Raw genomic sequence first — 25,378 nt, forward strand, 5'->3', positions numbered from 1 at the left:
GCCATGAAGAGAACCCTCCCCGCGCCCCGGCGCATGGCCGCCGCGCTGGCCCTGCTGGCCTTCCCGGCGTTCGGCCACGCGCAGCTGCCCTTGCCGGACAATGCGGCAGGCTCCGCCGTGGCGGCGCCATCCTTCCTTGCCGGCAAGGTGGGTGGCACCGACTATGCGCTCAACCGCGGCGTGGCGCGCATCGCCGTCGAGACGGACCGCAACGACGTGCCGGCCGATGGCCAGAGTCCCGTCACGGTGACGGTCAGGCTGTACGACGAGCACGGCAAGCCCCTGGCGGGCACGGCCTTGCTCACCATCGAGGCCAGCGGCGGGCGCATCCTGCTGCCCGGCGCGCGTACGGACGAGCTGGGCCCCGAGCGGCGCGATGTCGACAGGGTCACGCCCGGCACCCAGCTGACGGTGGAGAACGGCGAAGCGAGCTTCAGCCTGCTGGCCCCTGCCACGCCGCAGGACGTGCTGCTGCGCGTGTCGGCCGGCAGCGTGGCGGCGCAGGGCACCATCAGTTTCCTGCCGGAACTGCGCGACATGCTGGCCGTGGGTTTGATCGACGGCATCATCAGCAAGCGCAGCCTGTCGAGCAGCGACATTGCGCCGTCGCGCTTCAATGACGGTTTCGAACGCGACATCGTGCGCTGGAGCCGCGCCTTCAACAATGGCAAGGCCAACGTCGCGGGCCGCGCGGCCATGTTCCTGAAAGGCACGATACGTGGCGACGCCTTGCTGACGGCCGCCTACGATTCGGACAAGGATACGCGCGCGCGGCTCTTGCGCGATGTCAATCCGGAAGAGTTTTATCCCGTGTACGGGGACAGTTCCGTGCGCAACTTCGACGCCCGCTCCAGCGACCGCCTGTACGTGCGCATCGACAAGCAGAAAAGCTATGTGCTGTACGGCGACTTTGCCACCGGCGACGGCTTCAGCCAGATGACGGGCGGCGGCGCCGTGGCCAACTTGCAGCAGAGAAAATTGGGCCAGTACAACCGCACGGCCACGGGCGGGCGCGGCCATTACGAACACGATGGCATCGTCGCCAATGCCTTCGCCATCAACGATAGCCTGAAGCAGGTGGTCGAGGAATACCGCGCGAACGGCACCTCGGGACCGTTTGCCGTGCGCAACAACAACGCCATCGAAAACTCGGAAAAGATCGAGATCGTCGTGCGCGACAAGAACCAGAACGGCAATATCGTGCAGGTGACGCAGCTGCGCCGTTTCGAGGATTACAGTTTCGAACCGTTCAGCGGGCGCATCCTGTTCAAGCAGGCGATCCCCGCACTGACGCCGAATGGCGATCCGCAATCGATACGCGTCAGCTATGAGGTGGACCAGGGCGGCGAGAAATTCTGGACCCTGGGCGTCGATGGGCAGGTGCAGTTGGGCAAGATGGTCTCGCTTGGCGGCTCGGCCGTGGAAGACAGGAACCCCTTGTCGCCGTACAAATTGCACAGCGTCAACGCGGGCCTGCGCTTCGGTGAGCACAGCCTGCTGGTAATCGAGGTGGCGCGCACCACGTCCACCAGCTACAGTGCGGGCGGCAATATCTACACGACGCCGTCGGGCCAGGCGGGCGAGCTGCGCGATGAAGTGAGCGGCAATGCGGCGCGGGTCGAGCTGCAGCACAAGGATGAGAAGCTGGAAGCGAAAGCGTACTGGAGCCGCTCGGACCGGGACTTCAACAATACGGCGGCCGGCATCACGGGCGGGCGGGGCGAGGCGGGCGTGAAGGCTGGCTACAAGCTCAGTCCCGCCGTCACCGTGTATGGCGAGGCCATCCGCAGCGACGAGCGCAGCACGGACGCGCGCCGCGATGCGCAACGCCTGGGCGTGGCGTGGAACGCCAGCGAACGCTGGCTGCTCGACGTGTCCGTCCAGCACATGAAGGAGAGCGGCGGCATGCCGTCGACGGCCGGCATCGCGCCGAATACGTCGCCGCTGGGCACGGGCCTCAATCCCACGGGCGGCTTCTTCGGCAACGGTACGGCGAACACGGCCATCGACCCCGTGACGGGCGGCAGCATCACCACGTTTGCGCCGATCAATCCCGGCGCGGGCACGGGCACGACGGTGCCGCTGGACGCCACCACCGTGCGCCTGGGCGTGCAATACAAGGCCACCGAGCGCTGGACCCTGAATGGCGACGTGGAAAAAAGCGTCTCCGACACGGACCAGCACCGCTATGGCCTGGGCGCGCAATACCAGCTGGCCGAACGCAGCCGCCTGTACGCGCGCTATGAAAACCAGACGGGACTGGCGTCCGCCTACTCGCTCAATCCGGCCGACCGCAGCACCAGCTTCGTCGCCGGCGCGGACACCGGTTACATGCCAGGCGGCACCGTGTTTGGCGAGTACCGCATGCGCGACGCCATGGATTACAGCCTCAGCAATCAGCGCGACCTGCAGCTGGCGTCCGGCTTGCGCAACACGTGGAACCTGGGCGAAGGGCTGGCGGCAAACACGAATATCGAATACCTGAAAGTCATGAACGGCCAGCAACAGCAAGCCGTGGCCGTGGCGGCGGGCTTCGACTACTCGGCCAATCCGCTGTGGCGCGCCTCCGTCAAGCTCGAATACCGGCGCCTGTTCGACAGCGAGATCGCGCCGGGCGACCAGCGCCAGGATCAATGGCTCAACACCATTGCCTGGGCGCGCAAGCTGAGCCGCGACTGGACTTTCCTCGCCCGCAACTACCTGCTGTACACGCGCAACAACGACGACGCCAGCGGCGCGCCCGTCGGCAACGTGCTGCAGGACCGGGCACAGCTGGGCTTTGCCTGGCGCCCCGTGGACGACAACCGTTTCAACGGCCTGGCCCGCTACGAGTACAAGACGGTGCGCGACCAGTCGCAGATCGATGGCGACAATTACCGCGCGCATATCGTTTCCACCCACTTCGACTACCACCCCAGCCGGCCATGGTGGTTCACGGGCAGGGTCGCCGCCAAGCACAACAACGACAAGAACTTGCCTGTCGGGCAGGAAAAGTACACGGCGTGGCTGTTTTCCGGGCGCACCGTGTATGACATCAGCAAGAACTGGGACATCGGCGTGCTGGCGGCCGTGATGGGCAGTCCGCAGGGCGGCAGCCGCCAGTGGGCCAACGGCGTCGAAGTCGGTTATCTGCTGGCGCAAAACCTGTGGCTGTCGGCCGGCCACAACTGGTCGGGCTTTTCCGACCGCGACCTGACGGGCGCCGACTACACGGCGCGCGGCCCCTACCTGCGCCTGCGCTTCAAGTTCGATGAAAACCTGTTCAAAGGCAAAGACGCCACCATCAACCGTACCCTGGCCCGGCCATGACCTATACCATGCGAAAACTCTCCAATATGAAACTGACCCCGATACCGACGATGCTGCTGCCGCTCGCCAGCCTGCTGGCCATGGGCCTGGCCCAGGCGGCCACGCCCACCTTGCCGGCGGCGCCGCTGGCCATGCCCGAGCTGCGCATCAGCGACCGGGCCGTCTCGGCCGACCAGCAGGCGTACCGCGTGCTGCAGGAACGCATCAAAAAGCTCAACGACGGCGGCGTGCGCGTGGGCGATTATTACCTGTCCAAGGCGCAATGCTGGCTCGACGTGTCGTTCCACGAATACACGCGTAACGACCGCTCGGCCTTCCCCCTGCAGGCGCTGCAGGAATCGGCAAAGATCGTTGCCGCGCTGGAAGACGGCAGCACGCCCAATCCCGGCGACGCCACGCCGCTGGTGAACGAGGCCACGCGCTTGCGCGACGATTTGTGGCACAGCTTTACGCAGCTGCGCCAGTCGCCCGGTTTCGCCTGTGCGGCGCAGAAGGTGGCGTGCGGCGAAGTGGAGCTGGTGCATGCGGGCAATGAGTACAAGCAGCAGGGCTGGCGCCACGCGAACCCGTACGTGCAGCTGGCCGAGGATGCGCAGGCCGCCGCCCAGTCCGCTGCAGCCGCGTGCCCGGCCGACAAGCCGAAGCCGGAACCGCAGCCGGACATTTTGCCGCCGCGCATCGAGCATGAGCGCATCACGCTGGACATGGATGCCCTGTTCCGTTTCGACAAGGCGGGTGCGGCCGACATGCTGCCGCAGGGCATTGATAAAATCCGCGAACTGGCGGCGCGCCTGAAGCAGGGCTATGTGCAGATCGATACCCTGAGCGTGACGGGCCACACGGACCGCCTGGGTACGGACAGCTACAACCAGGCCCTGTCGGAGCGGCGCGCGCTGACGGTGAAGCAATTGCTGCGCGAGCAAGGTATCGCCAATGTCATCAGCGCATATGGCAAGGGCAAGGCGGAACCGCTCGTATCCTGCGAGAAGGTGGCGCCGCGCGCGGCCCTGATCGCCTGCCTGCAGCCGAACCGCAGGGTGGAGATCGAGTTGACGGGTATCAAGAGCGCGCGCAAGGACTGAACTTAACGCGTTTGCCCGTCGACAAACATCAGGATGGCGCCCGCCACGGCCTGCGGCGCTTCGCGCTGCGGGAAGTGGCCTATGCCTTCGAGCAACACGCGCTGGTAGGGGCCGCTGAAATGGCGTTCGCGTCCAGCCGAACTGTCCGGCTGGTTGCAGGCGTCGGCCGCGCCGTGCAGCACCAGGGTGGGCAGGCTGAGCACGGGCGCCGGCTGCAGCAGCGCTTCGTCGGCCGCATACGCGGGGTCGCCTTCGGCAAAGGCCCAGCGGTGGCGGTAGGAATGCAGCACCACCTCGGCCCAGTCGGGGCCGTCGAAGGCCTGGCTGGCCCGGGCGAAAGCGGCTTCGCTATACCAGCCGGCGGGCGACCAGCTATCCCACATCATGCGGGCAAAGGCGTGGCGGTCATGCTCGACCGCATGCCGGCCCCGGGGCGTGGCCATGAACCAGTGGTACCAGTAATTGCGCGCCTGCTGGTAGGACAGCGCTTGCCGCGGATCGTTCGTGCCATAGCCGACGGACAGCATGACCAGGCCGCAGGCCGCATCGTGGCGCAAGCCGCAGGCGTTGGCCACGGCGCGCGCGCCCCAGTCGTGTCCCACCAGCAAGGGCTGCTCCAGTCGCATGGCGTCGATAAAATCGAGCAAGTCGCGTCCCAGCGCGGCCAGCTGGCCGCTGCGCGGCGTGTCCGCATGGCGGAAGCGCGTGGGCGCGAAGCCGCGCAGGGCGGGCGCCAGCACGCGGTAGCCGGCGGCCGCCAGTACCGTGGCCGTGCCGGCCCAGCTTTCCGGACTGTCGGGCCAGCCGTGCACGAGCACGGCGCAGCGCTGCCCGGCCGGGTTCCATTCCAGGTAAGCCACGTCCAGCAGCGGCGTGGCGATGTGTTGATAGTCTTGCATGGCATTTACTGATGAAGGGTGAGCAGGTCTTCATCGTAGCGCCAGCAAACAATTTGATTCGTGATGAATTCGTCGATATTATGTTCATATCTTGATGAATTGGAGCAGCCATGCCTGGCTCGGAATCACTGACACTCGATATCGTTCTGCTGCGCAGCCTGCTTGAAGTGGTGGACGCCGGCGGTTTCGCGCTGGCCGCGCAAAACCTGGCACTGACGCCGTCGGCCGTCAGCGGCCATATCAAGCGCCTGGAACGTAGCGCCGGTAAACAATTGCTGGTACGCACGACGCGCAGCCTGGAACTGACGGCCGCCGGCGAACTGCTGTATATGTACGCGCGCAATATCGTCGACCTGGAACGCGAGGCCCGTGCCAGGCTTGGCGGTGCATCGCTGCAGGGCCGGCTGGTCCTGGGGGCGTCGGAGGATTTCGCTGGCGCCTGGCTGCCGCAGGTGCTGCACACCTTCCAGCGCTGGCATCCGCAAGCGTCGATCGAATTGAAGGTGGGCATCACGGCCGACCTGCTGCGGCGCCAGGCGCACGAGCAGATCGATGTCATCTTCGGCAAGCAATGCAGCCGCACGGAAGGAGAAGGCGAGCTGTTGTGGTCTGAACCGCTGGTGTGGGCGTATGCGGCCGGCCGCCTGCCCGATGCCGCGCAGGCCTTGCCATTGGCATTGTTTCCCGCACCGTGCGTCTACCGCGAGGCGGCCCTTGCCGCGCTGGCCCAGGCGGAGCATCGCTGGCGGCTGGCGTTTGACAGCGCCAGCATGGCCGGTTGCCTGGCGGCGGCGCAGTCCGGCTTTGCCGTGACGCCGGTGGCCCGTAGCCAGATGCGCGACGGCTTGCGCATCCTGGGTGCGGCGGAAGGCTTGCCGGCGCTGCCGGACGCCCGCTTTTATGCGTTTCCTCGGAATAAGACGCCCGCCGTGCTGGCGCTGGTCGAGGCCGTGCGCGGCGCCGGGCAGCGGCACCAGTTTCATGCCGCGTGAACACACCATTGTTTAGCCTGCGTCATGGGGCGGTCATATGCCGCTGTTATGATGTTCTTGTTGGCACACAGCATGCGTTGCGCAGATCACTACGCTCCGGGAGCGATAGGATGCAGGCATGACTCAACAGCTTAGCCGGTGAGCTCAACCATCGGCACCAGACAGGTCGGCGCGGCAAGAAATATTGCCGCGCCGACAAGCAAAGCAGGGCAGGGCGGGGAAAAGACAGGAAACGGCCGGGGATTTAATGAAGTCCTAAGCCTGCTGCAGGGAAGGACTGGCATAGTGGATACATGGCGCACGGAAACCCCGGGCCCAAGGTTGCCGGACACCTCAATGACCGGCACGATTTCCACTTTTCAAGTGTTTTCCGTTTTATCCCTGCGCTCTGAAACAGCGTTTCAACCGGCTGCCGCGACTTGCGAAGCCGGTTTTTTTTTGCCTGGATTTTCGTATGGGGAGGGAAAACGCCCGGCGTCGCTGGAGTGCGGTGCCGGGCATGGGGCCTTAGCCCGCCTGTTGCGCCAGCCACGCATCGACGGCCGGCAGGCGCTCGGCGCGCACCTTGATGCGGTACTTGATGCCGGCCACGGAGCTGTCGGCGTCGCCGCGCGCGCCTTCCGGCAGGTTCGCCTGCGCATACGCTTCCAGCTTGGCGATCATCTGCGGTTGCGCCGAGCCGGCGGCCAGGCGCGGGAAGTAGCGGCTGCGCGAGCTGGCGTCGACGCGCGCATTGACTTGCTCCAGGTGCGCCAGCGCAAAGTCGAAGGCCAGTTCCGGATGCGTGCGCGAGACGCGCGAGATCATGGCCGGGCTGTTGGTCACGCCCGGTTCATCCGTCAGCGCCAGCGCCAGCGCGCGCTGCGCCAGGGCCGTGTCGTCGCTGGAAGCGAGCAGGTCGTACAGCTGGTTCTTGATCAGCGGCGTCTTTTCCTGCTGCGCCTTGGCGCGCAGCTGCTCCCAGGTGGCGCTGTCGGCATGCTGCGCCACCACGCCCAGGATGGTGCGGCGCAACGGCGCGGGCATGGCGGCCGGATCCTGTTCGCTGGCCGCATAGCGGCGGCGCGCTTCGGCGATCACGCCCGGCTCGCCCATGTCGCCGAGGATGGCGATCAGGCGCCCGCGCAGGGTCGCCACGCTCGATGCTTCGCCGGCACGCGCTTCCCAGCCCGTCTGCGCCATCATCGGCGCCAGGCGCGCCATGGCGAAGCGGCCGAAAGCCTGCTGGCGCGCGGGGTCGCCCGCATACTGCTCATACAGGCCGTTCAGCGATCCGGCCACGCGGCCCAGCACCTGCGGGTCGGCCGACAGCGGCGTGGCTTTCACCAGTTCCAGGAAATCGGCCGGGTTTTGCACGCCCGCCATGCCCAGCGACTGGCTGTCGGCCAGCAGGCCCAGCTGGTCGATGGGCGCCAGGCGCGCGAAGCTGCCGGCCAGCGCGCGCGTGTTGGCCGGGGCGTACACGGTGCGGTAGTAGCCGCTCTGGCCAGCATTGACCAGCAGCGCGCCGCAGCCGGGCACGTTCAGGGTCGCCTTGCCATCCTTGAGCACCACCTTGGCCAGCTTGCCGTTGCCGACCGTCGAGGCGATGACGGGCACGCGCCACGACAGCGGCTTCTTGTCCGGCTGGTCCTTGGAAAATTCCGTCTGCGTCAGGCTCACGCGCGTGCTGCCCTTCCTGCAGACGGCTTCGCCCACGGTGATCATCGGCACGCCCGGCTGCAGGGTGAAGTCGTGGGCGATGGCGCTGACCGGCTTGCCGGCGGCCGCGTCGACTTCGCGCCACAGGTCGTCGGACACCGTATTGCCGTAGGCATGCTTGCGCATGTAGCTGCGCACGGCCGTGCGCCACGTGTCGGCGCCCACATAGGCTTCGAGCATGCGGATCACCGCTTCGCCCTTCTGGTAGGTGATGCCGTCGAAGGCCTGGCTGGCCTGTTCCACGGTGGCGATGCGCTGCACCACCGGGTGCGTGGTGCGCAGCGCGTCCTGGCTCATGGCCGATTCGCGGCCGGCCACGTTGGACAGGGCCGTGTTCCACTCCGGATGCAAACGCTCCGTGGTGCGGCTCTCCATCCACGAGGCGAAGCCTTCGTTGAGCCACAGGTCGTCCCACCAGCGCATGGTGACCAGGTCGCCGAACCACTGGTGCGCCATTTCATGCGACAGCGTGGTGTAGATGTTTTCCTTGTCGGCCTGGGTCGAGATGGCCGGGTCGAGCAGCAGCCCGTATTCGAAGGTGAACACGGCGCCCCAGTTTTCCATGGCGCCGAAGAACTGGCTGCGCCCCGGCGCGGCGATGTTGTCGAGCTTGGGCAGCGGGTAGCGCACGCCGAAATAATCGTTGTATTCGCGCAGCAGGGCGGCCGATTCGTCGAGCGCGAAGCGGCTTTGCGCCAGCGCGCCTTTCTTCGTGATGACGCCCACTTCCGTGCCGTCGGAGATCGCCGTGGCGCGCTCGAAGTCGCCCAGGCCGAAGAACAGCAGGTACGTCGACATGCGCGGCGTGGTGGCGAAGCGCACGTGCTTGGTGCCATTGCCCAGCTCTTCGCTGCTGGCGATCGGCATGTTGCCGACGGCCATCTGATTGCTCGGCACGATCACGTCCAGCGCGAAGGTGGCCTTGTAGTCCGGCTCATCCCACGACGGCAGCATGCTGCGCGCGTCCGAATTCTCGAACTGCGTGTACAGCGCGCGCCGGCGGCCTTCGGGGGTGTCGTAGTCGAGCGAGAACAGGCCCGTGGCCTGCGTGCCGATCTTGCCGCTGTAGTCGATGCGCAGCAGGTACTCGCCCTTGGCCAGCGGCTCGGCGAAATGCACGGTGGCCGTCTGCTTGTCCGCATCGATATCGATCTTGCGCGTCACCTGCTTGCTGCCGCCCGCGCCTTCGATGGCGGCGGCGGTAAACGCCAGGTTCAAGGCATTGAAGGTGATGCTGCTCGTCGGCGCCTCGACGGCCACCTTGATGGCGGCTGCGCCCTTGAAGGTGGAGGCGGCGGCGTCCGGCGTGATCGACAGGATATAGTGCAAGGGCGTGACGCCGCGCGGCAGCTGCGTGGTGGTCGTGCTGGCGTGGCTGGCCGAGGCGTACCTGGCGGCGGGAGCGGCGTGGCCCGAGTTGAAGGCGGTGACGGCGGTCAGTGCGAGGACGGCGGCGGCCAGTTGGCTGCGGCGGAAGCGCGGAGTCGTTGTGCGATGCATGGTATGCCCTAGGTTCATGAGTAAAACGCCCGCCAGCCGGGTAGGCTGCGAGCGTCATGGCGGTTGGGGGACATCGCTGGAACTGAAAGCCAGCGTTCCCGTACAGCAATCTAAGACGAAATCCGGGCAAAGTCAACGCACTGTGGCCGGCGCGCCGCATCCTGGCGCTGGTATGATGGGCGCCTGACTTCATTCATGGGGGACGCATGACCGAACCGATGATCGACCTGTACACGGCCGCCACGCCGAACGGCCACAAGGTTTCCGTGGCGCTGGAAGAACTGGCGCTGCCCTATGCGCTGCACGTGCTGGAGCTGTCGCAGCACCAGCAAAAGGCGCCGTGGTTCCTGGCCATCAATCCGAACGGCCGCATCCCGGCCATCGTCGACCGCGCGAACGACGATTTTGCCGTCTTCGAGTCGGGCGCCATCCTCGTTTACCTGGCGGAAAAGACGGGCCGGCTGATGCCGCAGGACGCCAAGGGGCGTTCGCGCGTGATGCAGTGGCTGATGTTCCAGATGGGCGGCGTCGGTCCCATGATGGGCCAGGCGAACGTGTTTTACCGCTATTTCCCCGAGAAGATCCAGCCGGCCATCGACCGCTACCAGGGCGAGAGCCGGCGCTTGCTGCGCGTGCTCGACACGCACCTGGCAAGCCACGAATACCTGGCGGGCGACTATTCGATCGCCGATATCGCCAACTGGGCCTGGGCGCGCACCTATAAATGGTCGGGCCTGGCCATCGACGACATGCCGCACCTGCGGCGCTGGATGGCCGCCATCTACGCGCGCCCGGCGGCGCAGCGCGGCATCCTGCTGCCACCGTCGCCCATCGACAGCGACGCCGATGCGCAAGCCACGGCCGCTTTTTCCGCGCGCGCCCGCGGCATGGTCGAAATGGGCAAGCCGCACTCCTGATTTTTCAACCACCATAACGATACCGAGACCAGCACATGAAACTGTATATCAGCCCCCGCACGCCGAATCCACGCCGCGTCACCATGTTCATCGCCGAAAAAGGCATCGCCGGCATCGAGGAAGTGGCGCTCGACCTGATGGCGGGCCAGCACCGCGATCCCGCCTTCCTGGAAAAGAACCCGATGGGCCGCGTGCCGGCGCTGGAATTGCCGGACGGACGCGTGCTGGCCGAGACGCGCGCCATCTGCACCTACCTGGAAGGCCTGCAGCCGCAGCCCAACCTGATGGGAGAAGGTTTTGAAGAACGCGCCTTCATCGAAATGGCCGACCGCAGGGTGGAACTGCACCTGTTCATGGGCATCGCCAACTGCATCCGCCACAGCCATCCGGCCCTGGTGGCGCTGGAAAACCCGCAGTTCCCCGACTTCGGCGCGGCGCAGGGCGCGAAAATGCGCGAGACGGCGCAGTGGCTCGACCAGCTGCTGGCCAGCCAGCCATATATCGCCGGCGACCGCTTCACCATCGCCGATATCACGGCCTTCTGCGCGCTGGAGTTTGCGCGCGGCCTGATGAAATACAAGCCGGGTGCGGAAGGCTTGCAGCATCTGCAGGCTTACCGCGACCGCATCGCCGAGCGTCCCAGCGCGCAGGCCAAATAAACGATTCCAGCAGAAAAAAACGCCTGCGCCGGAGGCTCCGGCGCAGGCGTTTGCGCGTACGGGCGGCGCGTCAGGCCGCGCGCGCCGGGCTTACTTCAGCTGCTTGAGCAGGAAGGTGTAGGTCAGCGCCCACATCTGCGCCTGCTGGTCGTTGTTGGCGGCGCCCGCATGGCCGCCTTCCGTGTTTTCCCAGTACAGCACGTCGTGACCCTGCTCTTCCATCTTCGCCACCATCTTGCGCGCATGGCCGGGGTGGACGCGGTCGTCGCGCGTCGAGGTGGTCAACAGCACGCGTGGATATTTCTTGTCCTTGAAGACGTTCTGGTAGGGCGAGTACTTGCTGATGTAAGCCCATTGTTCGGCCACATCCGGGTCGCCGTATTCTCCCATCCACGAGGCGCCCGCCAGCATCTTGTGGTAGCGACGCATGTCGAGCAAGGGCACCTGGCTGACGACGGCGTTGAACAGGTCAGGCCGCTGCACCAGGACGGCGCCCGTCAGCAGGCCGCCATTGCTGCCGCCCATGATGCCCAGGTGGCGCGGGCTGCTGACTTTGCGCTTGATCAAGTCCTGCGCCACCGAGATGAAATCGTCGTAGGCGCGCTGGCGGTTTTCCTTCAGCGCCGCCTGGTGCCAGCGCGGGCCGAATTCGCCGCCGCCGCGGATATTCGCCAGCACGTACACGCCGCCCTTGTTCAGCCATGCTTCGCCGATGATGCCGCTGTAACTCGGTTTCAGCGACACTTCGAAGCCGCCATAGCCATACAGCACGGTGGGGTTGCTGCCGTTGAATTTCGTCGCCTTGTTCATGATGACGAAGTAGGGCACTTTCGTGCCATCCTTCGACGTCGATTCGAACTGCTCGACTTTGTACGGCGCGGCGTCGAAGAAGGCGGGCAGCGACTTGATTTTCGTGCGCTGGTCGCTTTGCGCGGTGCCCAGGTACAGCGTGGTCGGATTGAGGAAGTCAGTCACCGTCAGGAAGTACTGGTCGGAGTCGACCGGGTCGAGCGCGCTGACGGCCAGGGTGCCCAGCGCGGGCGCGTCGACGGCGCGGCGCAGCCACTTGCCATCCACATGGCGCAATTCCGTCAGGCGGTTCTTGACCTTGTCCAGGGTCGTCACGAGGATGGCCGATTTGGTCGCCGTGACATTGTCCAGCGAGGACGTGGCGCTCGGCGCATACAGCACTTCCAGGTCCTGCTTGCCCTGCATGAAGGCATGGAAATCCGTGGCCAGCAGCGCGCCCTGCGGATAGGTCTTGCCGTTGACCTTCCAGTCCGAGCGCAGGGTGATGACCAGCTGGTCGCGCACGGTGAAGGCCGTGGCGTCGTCCGGCTTCGGCACTTTCTTCAGGTTCGCGCCCTCGCGCAGGAACATTTCGCCGCTATAGAAATCGATCTGGCGCTCGACGAACTGGTGTTCGTAGCCGGGCGTGAAATCCTTGTAGGCGCCGGCGCTCAGGTCATCGGGTTTGGCTTCATACACCATCTGCGCCTGCGCCAGCGGCGTGCCGCGCCGCCACTGCTTGATGATGCGCGGGTAGCCGGAACTGGTCATCGAGCCGGGGCCGAAGTCGGTGGAGACGAACAGCGTGTTCTCGTCGATCCAGCTGGCGCTGCCCTTCGCTTCCGGCAGGTTGAAGCCGCCGTCGACAAACGCGCGCTTGGCCACATCGTATTCGCGGATGACCTTGGCGTCGCCGCCGCCGCGCGACAGGGAAATGAGGCAGCGCTCGCCCTTCGGATACAGGCAGGAGGCGCCGCCCCACACCCAGTTTTCCTGCTCGCCGGCAGCCAGCTGGTCGAGGTCGATCACGGTTTCCCACACGGGTTCCGCCTGCTGGTACTGCGCCAGCGTGGTGCGGCGCCAGATGCCGCGCACGTGCTGGGCGTCGCGCCAGAAATTATAGTAATACGCGCCTTCCTTGCTGACGTAGGGGATGCGCTCCTTGGAATTGAGGATGGTTTTCAGGCGCGCCTGCAGGGCAGGGAAGCCGGGCTGGCTTTCCAGTTCCTTGACGCTGACGGCATTGTGCTGCTTGACCCAGGCCAGCGGCTTGTCGCCGAGGACTTCTTCCAGCCACAGGTAGGGATCGGCGGGGGCGGCAGCAGGGGCGGGCGCCTGTGCATGGGCGATGCCCGCTGCGGCCAGGCCGAACAGCATGCTGCCGGCGAAGGTGCGATATGACGACATATGGGGGTTCCTTGTTGGTCCGATGGAGGCCGCGTTGCAGGCAAAACGGCGCACCCATGGTGCCACGGATTGCTGCGGGGAACCAGTATGTCGAGGATATTAGTAAAGAGACGGCATGTTTTTCCTATAATATTTTCCGCTCGCCCGCCCAGCCGTATATTCTGCGGCTATTCTGCGGCGCGTATTTCCCGGCCTGCCGCGCTAGCTGGGCAACTTCGCCACCACCTTGATCTCGAACTGGAAACCGTACAGCCACGTGACGCCCACGGCCGTGACGGTGGGATGGGGGGCGTCACCCCAGTACTCGGCCTGTACGATGTCCCAGATGCGCTGGAACGTCGCTTGCGGATCGACGATGAAGACGGTCACGTCGACCACGTCGTCGAAGGTGCAGCGGGCGGCGTGCAGGATGGCGTTCAGGTTGTCGAACGCCAGCCTGACCTGGGCTTCCAGTCCGGGTTCCGGCGTGCCGTCCGCGCGGCTGCCCACCTGGCCGGAGACGAACAACAAGCCATTGGCCCGCACGGCGGGTGAATAGCGGTTTTTGTCGTACAGCGCCTGGCGTCCGGGCGGAAAGACGACGTCGCGTGTGGTCATTGCATTACTCATGGCATGGCTCCCTGAAGGTTGCCGCCCGACGGCGGCCTGGATAGAACTTTAGCGGCGGCAGCCGTACAGATAAAGGGGGAAACTCCCTCATGACTGTTTGTATAATCCAAACAATCGGGATGCGGAGGTGATGATGGACAAGTTGGATACGATGCGGGCCTTCGTGCGGGTGGTCGAGACGGGCAGTTTTACCCGTGCGGCCCATACCTTGCACATGAGCCGCACGAGCGTGACGCAGCTGGTGCAGCAGCTCGAGGCGCGGCTGCGCTTGAAGTTGCTGAACCGCACGACGCGCAAGGTCAATGTCACGGCCGATGGCGCCGCTTATTACGAGCGCATCGTGCAGGTGCTGGCCACCCTGGACGAACTTGAAGCCAGCTTGCCCGGCGCCGCCGCGCTGCCCCGCGGCCAGCTGCGGGTGGACGTGCCCAGTCCGCTTGCCAGCCTGCTGCTGGTGCCGGCGCTGCCGCAGTTTCACGCCCGCTACCCGGACATCCAGCTGGACATGGGCGCCAGCGACCGCATGGTCGACGTGATAGGCGATAACGTCGATTGCGTCATCCGCGGTGGCGAGCTGCGCGACCAGTCCCTGATGGCGCGCAAGATCGGCGACTTGCAGCTGGCCGTGTACGCCGCGCCCGCGTATCTGCGGCGCGCCGGCACGCCCAGCCATCCGCAGGAACTGGACGGCGCGCAGCACCGTATCGTGCGCTTTCGCTGGGGGCATGGCGGCAATGCTTACTGCGCCGTGATGCGGCAGGGTGGCAAGAGCGTGACGATCCGGGGCCAGTACGTGCTGTCGATAGACGATGGCAACGCTTACCTGGCGGCAGGGCTGGCGGGGCTGGGCGCCTTGTGGCTGCCGGACTACATGGCCAGGGCGCATGTGGCGACCGGGGCCCTGATTCCCCTGTTTGCCGGCTGGCAGATCGCTCCCATGCCACTGTACCTCGCCTATCCGCCGAATCGCCATGTCAGCATGAAGCTGCGCGTCTTCATCGACTGGGTGGTCGGGTTGATGGCGCGGCATGCGCCGCCGCAGTTCCATGAAACGGTGTCGGTGACGACATCAGGTACTCATTCGGGCAGTTGATTGACCCACACGGGCGCCGACCAGACGATATTGCCATCGTCCTGCGTCAGCCGCGCGTAATAGAAGTGGGGGCCGGACGCGGGCGTGACGGTGAGCTCGGCCTGCTCCGATATTTGTGTGACGGAGCCATTGCTGCCTGGCACGCCGTGGAAAATGGCAACGACAGCCGCTTGCCGCCCGGCGCTGTTGCTGAAACTGGTGGCCAGGTGCAGCGGCCCGCGATTGTCGAAGCGCTCTCCCATCAGCTTGCCATTGGCCGTAAACAGCAGTTGCGCGTGCTTGTCCATGGTGGCAAACACGCGGCGCGCGCGCAGCGCCTCGAGGAAACTGTCGCGTGACAGGGGCGTGCCGGCAGCCGGGCTGGCCACCAGCACGGCCGTGCGGTTGCCATATGCCGCGCCCCAGTTGGCGCAGTGGTTATCCTGGTTGCTGCTGAAGGCCACGTGGTAGCCGGCCGCCAGGGCCCGGTTGCAGGCCGCCTCGTAATTGCTGCGCCGGTTTTCCGTTTCCTGCTCATTCGTGGAAAACGCGGACGTGTTCATCACCTCGCACAACACCATGGCGGCATCGCCATCGGGCGTATAGCCGAGCGGCTGGCCGTTGACGAGAAACTGGCCAGCGTAGGCAGGGTGGTTGAACTGGCCCAGCCAGCCGCGCTCGCGCATCAGCGCGTACAGGGCCGCGTAGTCGCCCTTGGGCGTCTCCACGTCGGCCAGCAGTTCGCCGCGGGCATTTTTTTCCCAGCCCAGCAGCTGGTCGCTGTTGAAGAGATTCAGGTGGCCGCCCTTGTTGATGACGCCCCATTCCATGCCGTACAGGGCCAGGAAGCCGGGGTGGGCGGCCGTATAGGCCGCCGCTTCGGCCAGGCCCGTCTGGTACAGGGCTTTCGCTTCGGCAGGATTGGCGAGTGGATTCGTGCCGTCCGAACCGTCATACATATGATTGTGCTCGGACGCCAGCAGCACGTCCAGCCCATGGTGTTGCGCATACAGATAGGCATCGATGGGGCCGAAGGGCGCCGTCTGCGGCTCCTGCGCGCCGCGGCAGGCGTCGAGTGCCGCGCCGCCATCGCTGTGGCGCGTCTGGCTGTGCAGGTTGGCGTAGGCGATGCGGTAGTCCGCCTGGCCATCGAGGCTGGGCAACTGTTGCAGTCCGGTATGGAAGGCGGGCACGCGCGGTGCCGCGCTGCGTCCCCGCTGCACCAGGATTTGCCATTGCTGCTCCACCTGCGCTTCCTGCGGCGTGCCGGGGTCCGCCACGGCCAGCAGGCGCAGCTGGTACAAGCCGTCGGCGACCTGCGCGCGCCGCCCGCGCGCATCGGCGTCGGCGCGGCCATCCCAGGGCAGCGCCAGGCTCACGGTGCGGGCGCCGACGCTTGCGCGTCCCGACCACTGGCGCCGCACCGCCCCCTGCGGGCCGGGTCCCGACAGGGTCAGGCGCCAGGCGACCGGGTGTGCCATGTGTGCCGGAAGGGCGCCCGCGCTGCCCACGCTGCCGGCAGCGCCGGCGCTGCCGACGGCGCCCACGCCCGCCGCGCCCGCCGTGTCGCCAGAACCGGCAGCGCGGCCAGTGCCCCCTGTGTCGCCACTTTCAGCAGTGCGGCCTATGCCGCCAGGATAGGCGAGGCGCACGATGAAGGTGCGCGCCTGCGTGGCGCGGGCGCCGGGCGCGGCGTGGAAGGGCGCTTGCACCGTCGCATCGAGCTCGCTATGCTCGCCGGGCTCGACGCTGCCAGCAAGCGGTACCGGCGCCAGCGCCGCTTGCGCTGCGGCGCTATTGCTCCAGACAAGCATGAAGACGCCGATGCACGCGCACGCCACCCATTTGGCTTGCCGCCAGAGTTGCCCGCAGAGTTGGCCACGCATTTGGCCCTCCCGCTTCTTGCTGTTGATAATATTTAGACAAGCGTGATCCCTGGCGGTTCCCCGCATGCACCAACAAGTGGCGTGTTTGCACCGCCATCGGCCATGATCTGGCGCAAAGCCCGTGCAGTTTGGGGCCAGAGCGCCTGGTTGCCCCGGAACCGGTCTGGCACGGCGCTTGCTAAACAGGAGATACGGATCAACGGCGATCCCCTGAACACAACGGTCCAACGACGGACCACATGGACAACGGCGTCCGCCCAGGCTGATTCTCATCGGCAGGGGCGGGCGCCGTTTTGTATTTTTGTGATTAACGGGATACTTCGGGAACCATCATGGCCAGCCAAAAAGCAACGCGCATCGCGCTCTTCTCCCTCGCCACGCCGCCCATGCGCGCATTCCACCTGACGTGGATGGCATTTTTCGTGTGTTTCTTCGCCTGGTTCGCCTGCGCGCCCCTGATGCCCGTCATCAAGGGCGAATTTGGCCTGTCCCTGGCGCAAGTGGCGAATATCAATATCGCGGCCGTCGCCATCACCATCCTCGTGCGCCTGATCGTCGGGCCATTGTGCGACCGCTACGGCCCGCGCAAGACGTATACGGGCTTGCTGCTGCTGGGCGCCATTCCCGTGCTGGGCGTGGCCGCTTCGCAAAGCTATGAAAGCTTTCTGTTCTTCCGCCTGGGCATCGGCGCCGTGGGCGCCAGTTTTGTCATCACGCAATATCACACCTCCGTGATGTTCGCGCCCAGGGTCGTCGGCACGGCGAATGCGGCCGCCGCCGGCTGGGGCAATGCGGGCGGGGGCGCGGCGCAGGCGCTGATGCCGCTGCTGCTCGGTGCCGTGCTGATGCTGGGCGTGTCCGAATCGCTGGGCTGGCGCGTGGCCTTGCTGGTGCCGGGCGTCTTGATGCTGGTCATGGCCGCGCTGTACTGGCGCTATACACAGGATTGCCCGGAAGGAAATTATTCGGATTTGCGCGCGGCCGGCGCGGCCATCGAGGGTGGAAAAAAGGGCGGCTGGGACAGCTTCAAGGCGGCCAGCAGCAACTATCGCGTGTGGCTGCTGTTCGTCACCTACGGCGCCTGCTTCGGCATCGAGATCTTCATCCACAACATCGCCGCCGTCTATTACGTCGACCATTTCGGCCTGTCGCTCAAGTCCGCCGGCCTGGCCGCCGGCAGCTTCGGCCTGCTGGCCCTGTTTGCCCGCGCCCTGGGCGGCTGGCTGTCGGATAAATTGGCCCTGCGCGGCAACCTGAACAGCCGCGTGACCCTGCTGTTCATGCTGATGATAGGCGAAGGCGTGGGCTTGCTGTGGTTTGCCAAGGTCGACAGCGTCACCTGGGCCGTCATCGCCATGCTGGTCTTCGGCCTGTTCACCCACATGGCGTGCGGCGCCACCTACGCGCTGGTGCCCTTCATCGACAGCCGCGCCCTGGGCGGCGTGGCCGGCATCATCGGCGCGGGCGGCAATGTGGGCGCCGTGGCGGCCGGCTTCCTGATGAAGGGCACGGGCGACATCCGCCAGACCCTGATCATCCTCAGCGTGCTGGTGGTGCTCTCTGCCCTGTGCGCCATCGCCGTGCGCTTTACCCGCGAGGCGGCCGAACCAAACATGGCCGCGGCCTGAGGAGACAGCGATGAACCACCCCCTGAAGATCGTCGTCCTCGGCCATGGCATGGTCGGACACAAATTCCTCGAGCGCCTGGCGCTGGAGCATGCGCCGCAGCTGCAAGTCACCGTGCTGTGCGAAGAGCCGCGCCCCGCCTACGACAGGGTGCACCTGTCCGAATTTTTCAGCGGCAAATCGGCCGACGAGCTGTCGCTGGTGGCGCCCGGCTTCTTCGACAAGGCTAACCTGGTGCTGAAACTCAATGCGCGCGCCATCGGCATCGACCGCGCGGCAAAGACCGTCACCGCCAGCACGGGCGAGGTGCTCCCCTACGACAAGCTGGTATTTGCCACCGGCTCGACGCCGTTCGTGCCGCCGCTGCCGGGCAAGGATCGCGACGGCTGCTTCGTCTACCGCACCATCGAAGACCTGCAAGCCATGCTGGCCTGGGGCGCCAAGTCCGCCACGGGCGTGGTGATCGGCGGCGGGCTGCTGGGCCTCGAATGCGCGAAGGCGCTGCGCGATTTGAAACTCGACACCCACGTGGTGGAATTCGCGCCGCGCCTGATGGCCGTGCAGGTCGACGAGGGCGGCGCGCGCGTCCTGCGCCGCAAGATCGAGGAACTGGGCGTGACCGTGCACACGCAAAAGAACACGCTGGCCATCGTCGACGGCGAATCCGCCACGCACCGCATGCAGTTTGCCGACGGCAGCCACCTGGAAGCGGACATGATCGTCTTTTCGGCCGGCATCCGCCCGCGCGACGAACTGGCGCGCGCCTGCGGCCTGGAAGTGGGGCCGCGCGGCGGCATCGCCATCGACGACAGCTGCGTCACCTCCGATCCCGACATTTACGCCATCGGCGAATGCGCGCTGTGGGGCGGCCTGGTCTTCGGCCTGGTGGCGCCCGGCTATGAAATGGCGCGCATTTGCGCGCGCCACGTGCTGCAGGAGGAGGGCGAGGCATCGTTCAAGGGCGCCGACATGAGCACCAAGCTCAAACTGATGGGCGTGGACGTGGCCAGCCTGGGCGACCCGCACGGCAATGCGCCGGGCAGCCGCTCCTACCAGTTCATGGACGAGCGCAAGCAGATCTACAAGAAGATCGTCGTCTCCGATTGCGGCAAATACCTGCTGGGCGGCGTGATGGTGGGTGACGCCAGCGAATACGGCACCTTGCTGCAGATGATGCTGAACAAGATCGAGCTGCCGGCGTCGCCGGAATTCCTCATCCTGCCGCAAGCCGATGGACAGCAAAAAGTCGGCCTAGGCGTGGACGCCTTGCCCGAGTCGGCGCAAATCTGCTCCTGCAACGACGTGTCGAAAGGCGCGCTGTGCGCGGCCGTCGCCGGCGGCGCCACTACGATCGGCGCCCTGAAAAGCTGCACCAAGGCGGGCACGGCCTGCGGCGGCTGCGTGCCCCTGGTGACGCAGATCATGAAGGCGGAAATGCAGAAGCAGGGCCTGGCCGTCAATAACCATGTGTGCGAGCACTTTGCGTATTCGCGCCAGGAGCTGCACCACCTGGTGCGCGTCGGCAAGCTCCGCAGCTTCGGTGCACTGCTGGCCGCACATGGCCAGGGACTCGGTTGCGACGTGTGCAAGCCCGTGGCGGCGAATATCCTCGCCTCTTGCTGGAACGATTTCGTGCTGTCTCCCGTGCACGCCAGCCTGCAGGACAGCAACGATTACTTCCTCGGCAATATCCAGAAGGATGGCACGTATTCCGTCGTGCCGCGCATGCCCGGCGGCGAGGTGACGGCCGACGGCTTGATCGCCGTGGGCACGGTGGCGAAAAAATACGGCCTGTACACCAAGATCACGGGCGGCCAGCGCGTCGACCTGTTCGGCGCGCGCGTCGACCAGCTGCCGGCCATCTGGGAAGAGCTGATCGCGGCCGGCTTCGAATCGGGCCACGCCTACGGCAAGTCGCTGCGTACGGTGAAATCGTGCGTCGGCTCCACCTGGTGCCGTTACGGCGTGGCCGACAGCGTGGGTTTTGCGATTCAACTGGAAAACCGCTACAAGGGCTTGCGCACGCCGCACAAGATCAAATTCGGCGTCTCCGGCTGCACGCGCGAATGCGCCGAGGCGCAGGGCAAGGACATCGGCCTGATCGCCACGGAAAAGGGCTGGAATCTGTACGTGTGCGGCAATGGCGGCATGAAGCCGCGCCACGCGGAACTGCTGGCGTCCGACCTCGATGAGGCGACCCTGGTGCGCTATGTCGACCGCTTCCTGATGTTCTACGTGCGCACGGCCGACCGCCTGCAGCGCACCAGCGTGTGGCGCGACAACCTCGAAGGGGGGCTCGATTACCTGAAGCGTGTCGTCATCGACGACAGCCTGGGCGTGGCCCACGAACTGGAGGCGGACATGCAGCACGTGGTCGACACCTATGCCTGCGAGTGGCAAGCGGCCGTCACGGACCCCGCCGTGCGCCAGCGCTTCCGCCATTTCGTCAACAGCGACAAGAACGACGAGAACGTGGTGTTTGTCGAGGAGCGGGGCCAGATCCGTCCCGCCACGCCGGGCGAGCGCCGCAACGGCGTGATCCCCATCCTTGCCGTGGAGGCTTGAGCCATGAACGCGATTAACGAACTTTCCGGCGTCACCGCCGACAACTGGATGGCGATCTGCCCGCTGGCCGACATCGTGCCCGATACGGGCGTGTGCGCCTTGCTGAACGGGCGCCATGTGGCCGTGTTCCGCGTCGGCGATGCCGCGCCGCGCGTGTACGCCATCGACAATGTGGACCCGAACGCGGGCGCCTCGGTGCTGTCGCGGGGGCTGGTGGGCAGCATCGGCGAACGCATCGTCGTCGCCTCGCCCATCTACAAGCAGCATTTCGACCTGGCCAGCGGCGAGTGCCTGGAAGCGCCCGAGCATTCCGTCGCCACCTGGCCCGCGCGCGTGTTTGCCGACATGGTGTGGGTGGCGCTGTGAACGCGCCCGCGCGGCCGTCCCTGGTCGTCGTCGGCAACGGCATGGCCGGCATGCGCACGGTCGAGGAATTGCTGAAACTCGCGCCCGAGCTGTACGACATCACCGTGTTCGGCGCCGAACCGCACGGCAATTACAACCGCATCTTGCTGTCCCCGGTGCTGGCCGGCGAAAAGACGGTGGACGACATCATGCTGCACACGCGCGACTGGTATGCGCAGCACGGCATCACCCTGCACGCGGGCGACCCGGTGGTGCGCATCGACCGCCAGGCGCGCACGGTACAGGCCCTGTCCGGCATCGAGGTGCGCTACGACCGCCTGCTGCTGGCCACGGGATCGACGCCGTTCATCGTGCCCGTGCCGGGCCACCAGCTGCCGGGCGTGATCGGCTTTCGCGATATCGACGATGTCGACACCATGCTGCGCGCGGCGCGCCAGCACCGGCATGCGGTGGTGATCGGCGGCGGCTTGCTGGGGCTGGAGGCGGCCAACGGCTTGCAGCGCCAGGGGATGGACGTCACGGTGGTGCACATGAGCGGCAGCCTGATGAACCAGCAGTTGGATGCGCCCGCATCGATGCTGCTGAAAACGGCGCTGGAAGCGCGCGGCCTACGTTTCCTGATGCACGCGAGCACCAGCGCGATCACGGGCACGCGGCGCGTCGAGGGCGTGCAGTTCGCGGACGGCAGCAGCATTCCCGCCGACCTGGTGGTGATGACGGCCGGCGTGCGGCCGAACATCGCGCTGGCGCAGGCGGCAGGCCTGCACTGCGAACGCGCCATCGTCGTCGACGACTGCCTGCAAAGCTACGATCCGCGCGTCTACGCCGTTGGCGAATGCGTGCAGCACCGGCGCGCCACCTTCGGCCTGGTGGCGCCCATCTGGGAGCAGGCGCGCGTCTGCGGCGCGCACCTGGCCGGCGCGGGCCACCGGCGCTATGTGCAGCAGGCCAGCGCCACCAAATTGAAAGTGACGGGCATCGACCTGTATTCGGCGGGCGACATCATCGGCGGCGAGGGCAGCGAAGACCTGGTGCTGCGCGATCCGCACCGCGGCGTCTACAAGCGCCTGGTGGTGCAGGGCAGCCGCCTGGCCGGCGCCGTGCTGTATGGCGACGTGCAGGACGGCCCCTGGTATTTCGACCTGATCCAGCAGCGCCGCGACATCAGCAAGCTGCGCGCCCATTTATTGTTTGGCCAGGCCTTGTGCGCCCAGGCCGCATGACAGGAAACCCCATGACCAGCTGCATGCCCGTGAAAACCACCTGCCCGTATTGCGGCGTCGGCTGCGGCGTGGAAGCGACACGCCTGCCCGACGGCGCCATCCGCATCGCCGGCGACGGCAGCCACCCGGCCAACCAGGGTCGCCTGTGCGTGAAAGGCTCGGCGCTGGGCGATACCCTGGGGCTGGAGAACCGTTTGCTGCAGCCGCAGGTGCGCGTCGATGGCGAGTTGCGGCGCGTGTCCTGGGATGCCGCGCTCGACAAGGTGGCCGGCGGCCTGCGCGCCATCATCGACGCCCACGGGCCCGATGCGGTGGCCCTGTATGTCTCGGGTCAGCTGCTGACGGAAGATTATTACGTGGCCAATAAATTCATGAAAGGCTACGTGGGCAGCGCGAATATCGACACCAATTCGCGCCTGTGCATGTCGTCGGCCGTGGCCGGCCACAAGCGCGCATTCGGCGAAGACATCGTGCCAGGCTGCTACGACGACCTGGAGCTGGCCGACATGATCGTGCTGGTGGGGTCGAACACGGCCTGGTGCCACCCGATCCTGTTCCAGCGTATCGCGCGCCTGAAGGAACGCCGGCCCGAAGTCAAACTGGTGGTGATCGACCCGCGCCGCACGGCCACCTGCGAGCTGGCCGATGTGCACCTGCCGGTGAAGCCCGGCACGGACGTGTGGCTGTTCAACGGCTTGCTGTGCCATCTGGCGCGCGAAGGCATGGTCGACGATGCTTTCGTCACCCAGCACAGCCGCGGCCTGGACGAGGCGCTGGCGGCCGCGCACGTGGACTGCGGCGATCCGCTGCAGGTGGCGAAGATATGCAAGGTCGATCCGCACGCCTTGCTGGCGTTCTACCGCGACTTCGCCGCCACGCGCAAGGTCGTCACCGCCTTTTCGCAGGGCGTGAACCAGTCTTCCAGCGGCACGGACAAGGTCAACAGCATCATCAACTGCCACCTGGCCACGGGCCGTATCGGCCAGCCCGGCATGGGGCCATTCTCGCTGACGGGCCAGCCGAACGCCATGGGCGGGCGCGAAGCGGGCGGTCTGGCCAACATGCTGGCGGCGCACCTGGAGCTGGACAACCCGCTGCACCGCGACACCGTGCAAACGTTCTGGGATGCGCCGCGCATCGCCAGCAAGCCAGGCCTGAAGGCGGTGGACCTGTTCCACGCCATCGAGGCGGGCACGGTGAAGGCCGTGTGGATCATCGCCACCAATCCGCTGGTGAGCATGCCGGACGCCGACCAGGTGCGCCGCGCGCTGGCCCAATGCGAGCTGGTGGTGGTGTCCGACATCAGCGCGCAGGCGGACACGAATGCCCACGCCGACGTGCTGCTGCCCGCCCTGGGCTGGGGCGAGAAGGATGGCACGGTGACCAATTCCGAGCGGCGCATCTCGCGCCAGCGGGCCTTCTTGCCGGCGCCGGGCGAGGCGCGCGCCGACTGGCAGGTGCTGTGCGCCGTGGCCACGCGCATGGGCTATGTCGGTTTCGATTTCGCGGCGCCGCAGGCCATTTTCGACGAGCATGCGCGCCTGTCCGCCTTCCGCAACGAGGCGGAAACGGCGCGCCTGTTCAACTTGTCGCATCTGGTGGGGCTGAGTGACGCGCAGTACGATGGCTTGTTGCCGCAGCAGTGGCCGCAGGGCCGGGCGCGCCTGTTCGGCGATGGCCGCTTCGCGCATGCGGACGGCCGTGCGCGTTTCGTGCCGACGGCGCCGCGCGCGCCGCGCCATGCGCCGGACGAAGACTATCCGCTGATCCTGAACACGGGCAGGGTGCGCGACCAGTGGCATACCATGACGCGCACGGGCAAGGCGGCCAGGCTGTCGGACCATGTGGCCGAGGCGTTCATCGACATCCACCCGCAGGATGCGCTGCTGTACAGCGTGCGCGAAGGCGAGCTGGCGCGCGTTTCCAGTGCCTGGGGCGCGATGGTGGCCAGGGTCGTGCATGGCGGCGGCATCGCGCGCGGGCAGGTCTTCGTGCCGATCCACTGGAGCGATGCGAATGCCTCCGACGCGCGCGTGGGCGCCGTCGTCAACCCGGTGGTCGATCCGGTATCGGGCGAGCCGGAATTCAAGCATACGCCCGTGCGCATCGAGCAGTTCCGCGTGCACTGGCATGCGTTTGTCCTGAGCCGCACGCCGCTGAACCTCGACGGCGTGGCGCACTGGACGCGCATCCAGGGCGAGCAGTTCCTGCGCTACGAGCTGGCCGGGCGCCAGCGCGTCGATGACCTGGGCGCCTGGGCGCGTTCCCTGCTCGGCGTGGCGGACCCCGACGCCGACTGGCTCGATTATGCCGACGCCAGCGCCGGCGTGTATCGCGCCGTGCACCTGGAGGCGGGGCGCATCGAACAGTGCGTGTTCATTTCGCCGCGGCCCGACCTGCCGTCGCGCGCCTGGCTGGCGGGCCTGTTTGCGCATCCGCTCATGGATGCGGCCGACCGCGCCGGCGTGCTGCTGGGCCAGCCGATCGGCAAGGGAGTGGACGCCGGTCCCACCGTCTGCTCGTGCTTTGGCGTGGGGCGCAACACCATCTGCGCCGCCATCCGCGAAAAAGGACTGACGACCGCGGCGCAGGTGACGGCTTGCGTAAAGGCGGGCGGCAACTGCGGTTCCTGCGTGCCGGAGATACGCCAGCTGCTGGCCGTCACCCTGGCCGAAACGCTGGCGCAGAGCGCGCCGTAGCCTTGCCGTAGGCTGCATGCGTCGCGCTGCTCCCCGCGACTGTCTTTTTCCGGCTGCCTTTGTTATATTCGCCCTCA

Annotated in this window: 16 protein-coding genes; 11 read left to right on the forward strand and 5 right to left on the reverse strand. The window is 66.5% G+C overall.

The features are described 5' to 3' along the window. Nucleotides 1–3: 3 nt before the first annotated feature. Both YQ44_RS08300 and YQ44_RS08305 read left to right on the forward strand, forming a co-directional pair. The gene (locus YQ44_RS08300) at nucleotides 4–3,309 is read left to right on the forward strand and encodes a hypothetical protein (protein WP_156894737.1); all 3,306 of its coding nucleotides are present in this window, start codon (nucleotides 4–6) and stop codon (nucleotides 3,307–3,309) included. 8 nt (nucleotides 3,310–3,317) lie between these two features. After that, entirely contained in the window at nucleotides 3,318–4,391 is a 1,074-nt protein-coding gene (locus YQ44_RS08305) for an OmpA family protein (RefSeq protein WP_198043891.1), read from the forward strand. Nucleotides 4,392–4,393: 2 nt separating this feature from the next. Here the strand turns inward: YQ44_RS08305 and YQ44_RS08310 are convergent, their stop codons facing one another. Continuing rightward, nucleotides 4,394–5,290, reverse strand: a complete 897-nt coding sequence (locus YQ44_RS08310) for an alpha/beta fold hydrolase (RefSeq protein WP_071322969.1) — start codon at nucleotides 5,288–5,290, stop codon at nucleotides 4,394–4,396. A gap of 110 nt (nucleotides 5,291–5,400) precedes the next feature. Between YQ44_RS08310 and YQ44_RS08315 the strand changes: the two genes are divergently transcribed. Then, nucleotides 5,401–6,282: a LysR substrate-binding domain-containing protein gene (locus YQ44_RS08315; RefSeq protein WP_071322970.1), complete on the forward strand. Its 882-nt coding sequence runs from the start codon at nucleotides 5,401–5,403 to the stop codon at nucleotides 6,280–6,282. Nucleotides 6,283–6,789: 507 nt separating this feature from the next. Here the strand turns inward: YQ44_RS08315 and YQ44_RS08320 are convergent. Beyond that, nucleotides 6,790–9,483 carry a M1 family metallopeptidase gene (locus tag YQ44_RS08320; protein WP_071322971.1) on the reverse strand — a complete coding sequence of 898 codons (2,694 nt, stop codon included), beginning with the start codon at nucleotides 9,481–9,483 and terminating at the stop codon, nucleotides 6,790–6,792. A gap of 206 nt (nucleotides 9,484–9,689) precedes the next feature. Here YQ44_RS08320 and YQ44_RS08325 point away from each other — a divergent pair, with 206 nt between their 5' ends. Beyond that, nucleotides 9,690–10,400: a glutathione S-transferase family protein gene (locus YQ44_RS08325; protein WP_232251175.1), complete on the forward strand. Its 711-nt coding sequence runs from the start codon at nucleotides 9,690–9,692 to the stop codon at nucleotides 10,398–10,400. Nucleotides 10,401–10,435: 35 nt separating this feature from the next. Then, nucleotides 10,436–11,059: a glutathione S-transferase family protein gene (locus tag YQ44_RS08330; RefSeq protein WP_071322972.1), complete on the forward strand. Its 624-nt coding sequence runs from the start codon at nucleotides 10,436–10,438 to the stop codon at nucleotides 11,057–11,059. A gap of 90 nt (nucleotides 11,060–11,149) precedes the next feature. Here the strand turns inward: YQ44_RS08330 and YQ44_RS08335 are convergent, their stop codons facing one another. Together YQ44_RS08335 and YQ44_RS08340 are read right to left on the reverse strand one after the other, a co-directional pair. Then, nucleotides 11,150–13,255, reverse strand: a complete 2,106-nt coding sequence (locus tag YQ44_RS08335) for a prolyl oligopeptidase family serine peptidase (RefSeq protein ID WP_083411704.1) — start codon at nucleotides 13,253–13,255, stop codon at nucleotides 11,150–11,152. Nucleotides 13,256–13,456: 201 nt separating this feature from the next. Next, entirely contained in the window at nucleotides 13,457–13,852 is a 396-nt protein-coding gene (locus YQ44_RS08340; protein ID WP_071322973.1) for a RidA family protein, read from the reverse strand. A gap of 145 nt (nucleotides 13,853–13,997) precedes the next feature. On the opposite strand from YQ44_RS08340, the gene YQ44_RS08345 reads away from it, so the two are divergent. Beyond that, nucleotides 13,998–14,957, forward strand: coding sequence for a LysR family transcriptional regulator (locus YQ44_RS08345; RefSeq protein WP_071326343.1), 960 nt, complete (start codon nucleotides 13,998–14,000; stop codon nucleotides 14,955–14,957). Here the strand turns inward: YQ44_RS08345 and YQ44_RS08350 are convergent. Further along, a complete protein-coding gene (locus tag YQ44_RS08350; protein ID WP_232251182.1) occupies nucleotides 14,942–16,822 on the reverse strand; it encodes a CehA/McbA family metallohydrolase in 1,881 nt (626 codons plus the stop codon). The two genes, YQ44_RS08345 and YQ44_RS08350, sit on opposite strands and share 16 nt — an antisense overlap. Nucleotides 16,823–17,154: 332 nt before the next feature. Between YQ44_RS08350 and YQ44_RS08355 the strand changes: the two genes are divergently transcribed. The 5 genes from YQ44_RS08355 to YQ44_RS08375 are packed head-to-tail and all read left to right on the forward strand — an operon-like array spanning nucleotide 17,155 to nucleotide 25,301. Beyond that, nucleotides 17,155–18,450 carry an MFS transporter gene (locus tag YQ44_RS08355; RefSeq protein WP_071322974.1) on the forward strand — a complete coding sequence of 432 codons (1,296 nt, stop codon included), beginning with the start codon at nucleotides 17,155–17,157 and terminating at the stop codon, nucleotides 18,448–18,450. A 10-nt stretch (nucleotides 18,451–18,460) separates the two neighbouring features. Continuing rightward, on the forward strand, nucleotides 18,461–21,013 hold the full coding sequence (gene nirB, locus YQ44_RS08360) for a nitrite reductase large subunit NirB (protein ID WP_071322975.1): 2,553 nt from the start codon (nucleotides 18,461–18,463) through the stop codon (nucleotides 21,011–21,013). Nucleotides 21,014–21,016: 3 nt separating this feature from the next. Next, entirely contained in the window at nucleotides 21,017–21,379 is a 363-nt protein-coding gene (nirD, locus tag YQ44_RS08365; protein ID WP_071322976.1) for a nitrite reductase small subunit NirD, read from the forward strand. After that, entirely contained in the window at nucleotides 21,376–22,602 is a 1,227-nt protein-coding gene (locus YQ44_RS08370; RefSeq protein ID WP_071322977.1) for an NAD(P)/FAD-dependent oxidoreductase, read from the forward strand. The genes nirD and YQ44_RS08370 overlap by 4 nt, the downstream gene beginning before the upstream one ends. An 11-nt stretch (nucleotides 22,603–22,613) precedes the next feature. Next, nucleotides 22,614–25,301, forward strand: coding sequence for a nitrate reductase (locus tag YQ44_RS08375; RefSeq protein WP_071322978.1), 2,688 nt, complete (start codon nucleotides 22,614–22,616; stop codon nucleotides 25,299–25,301). Nucleotides 25,302–25,378 lie beyond the last annotated feature (77 nt).

It is taken from the genome of Janthinobacterium sp. 1_2014MBL_MicDiv, from assembly GCF_001865675.1.
GTDB lineage: Bacteria > Pseudomonadota > Gammaproteobacteria > Burkholderiales > Burkholderiaceae_D > Janthinobacterium.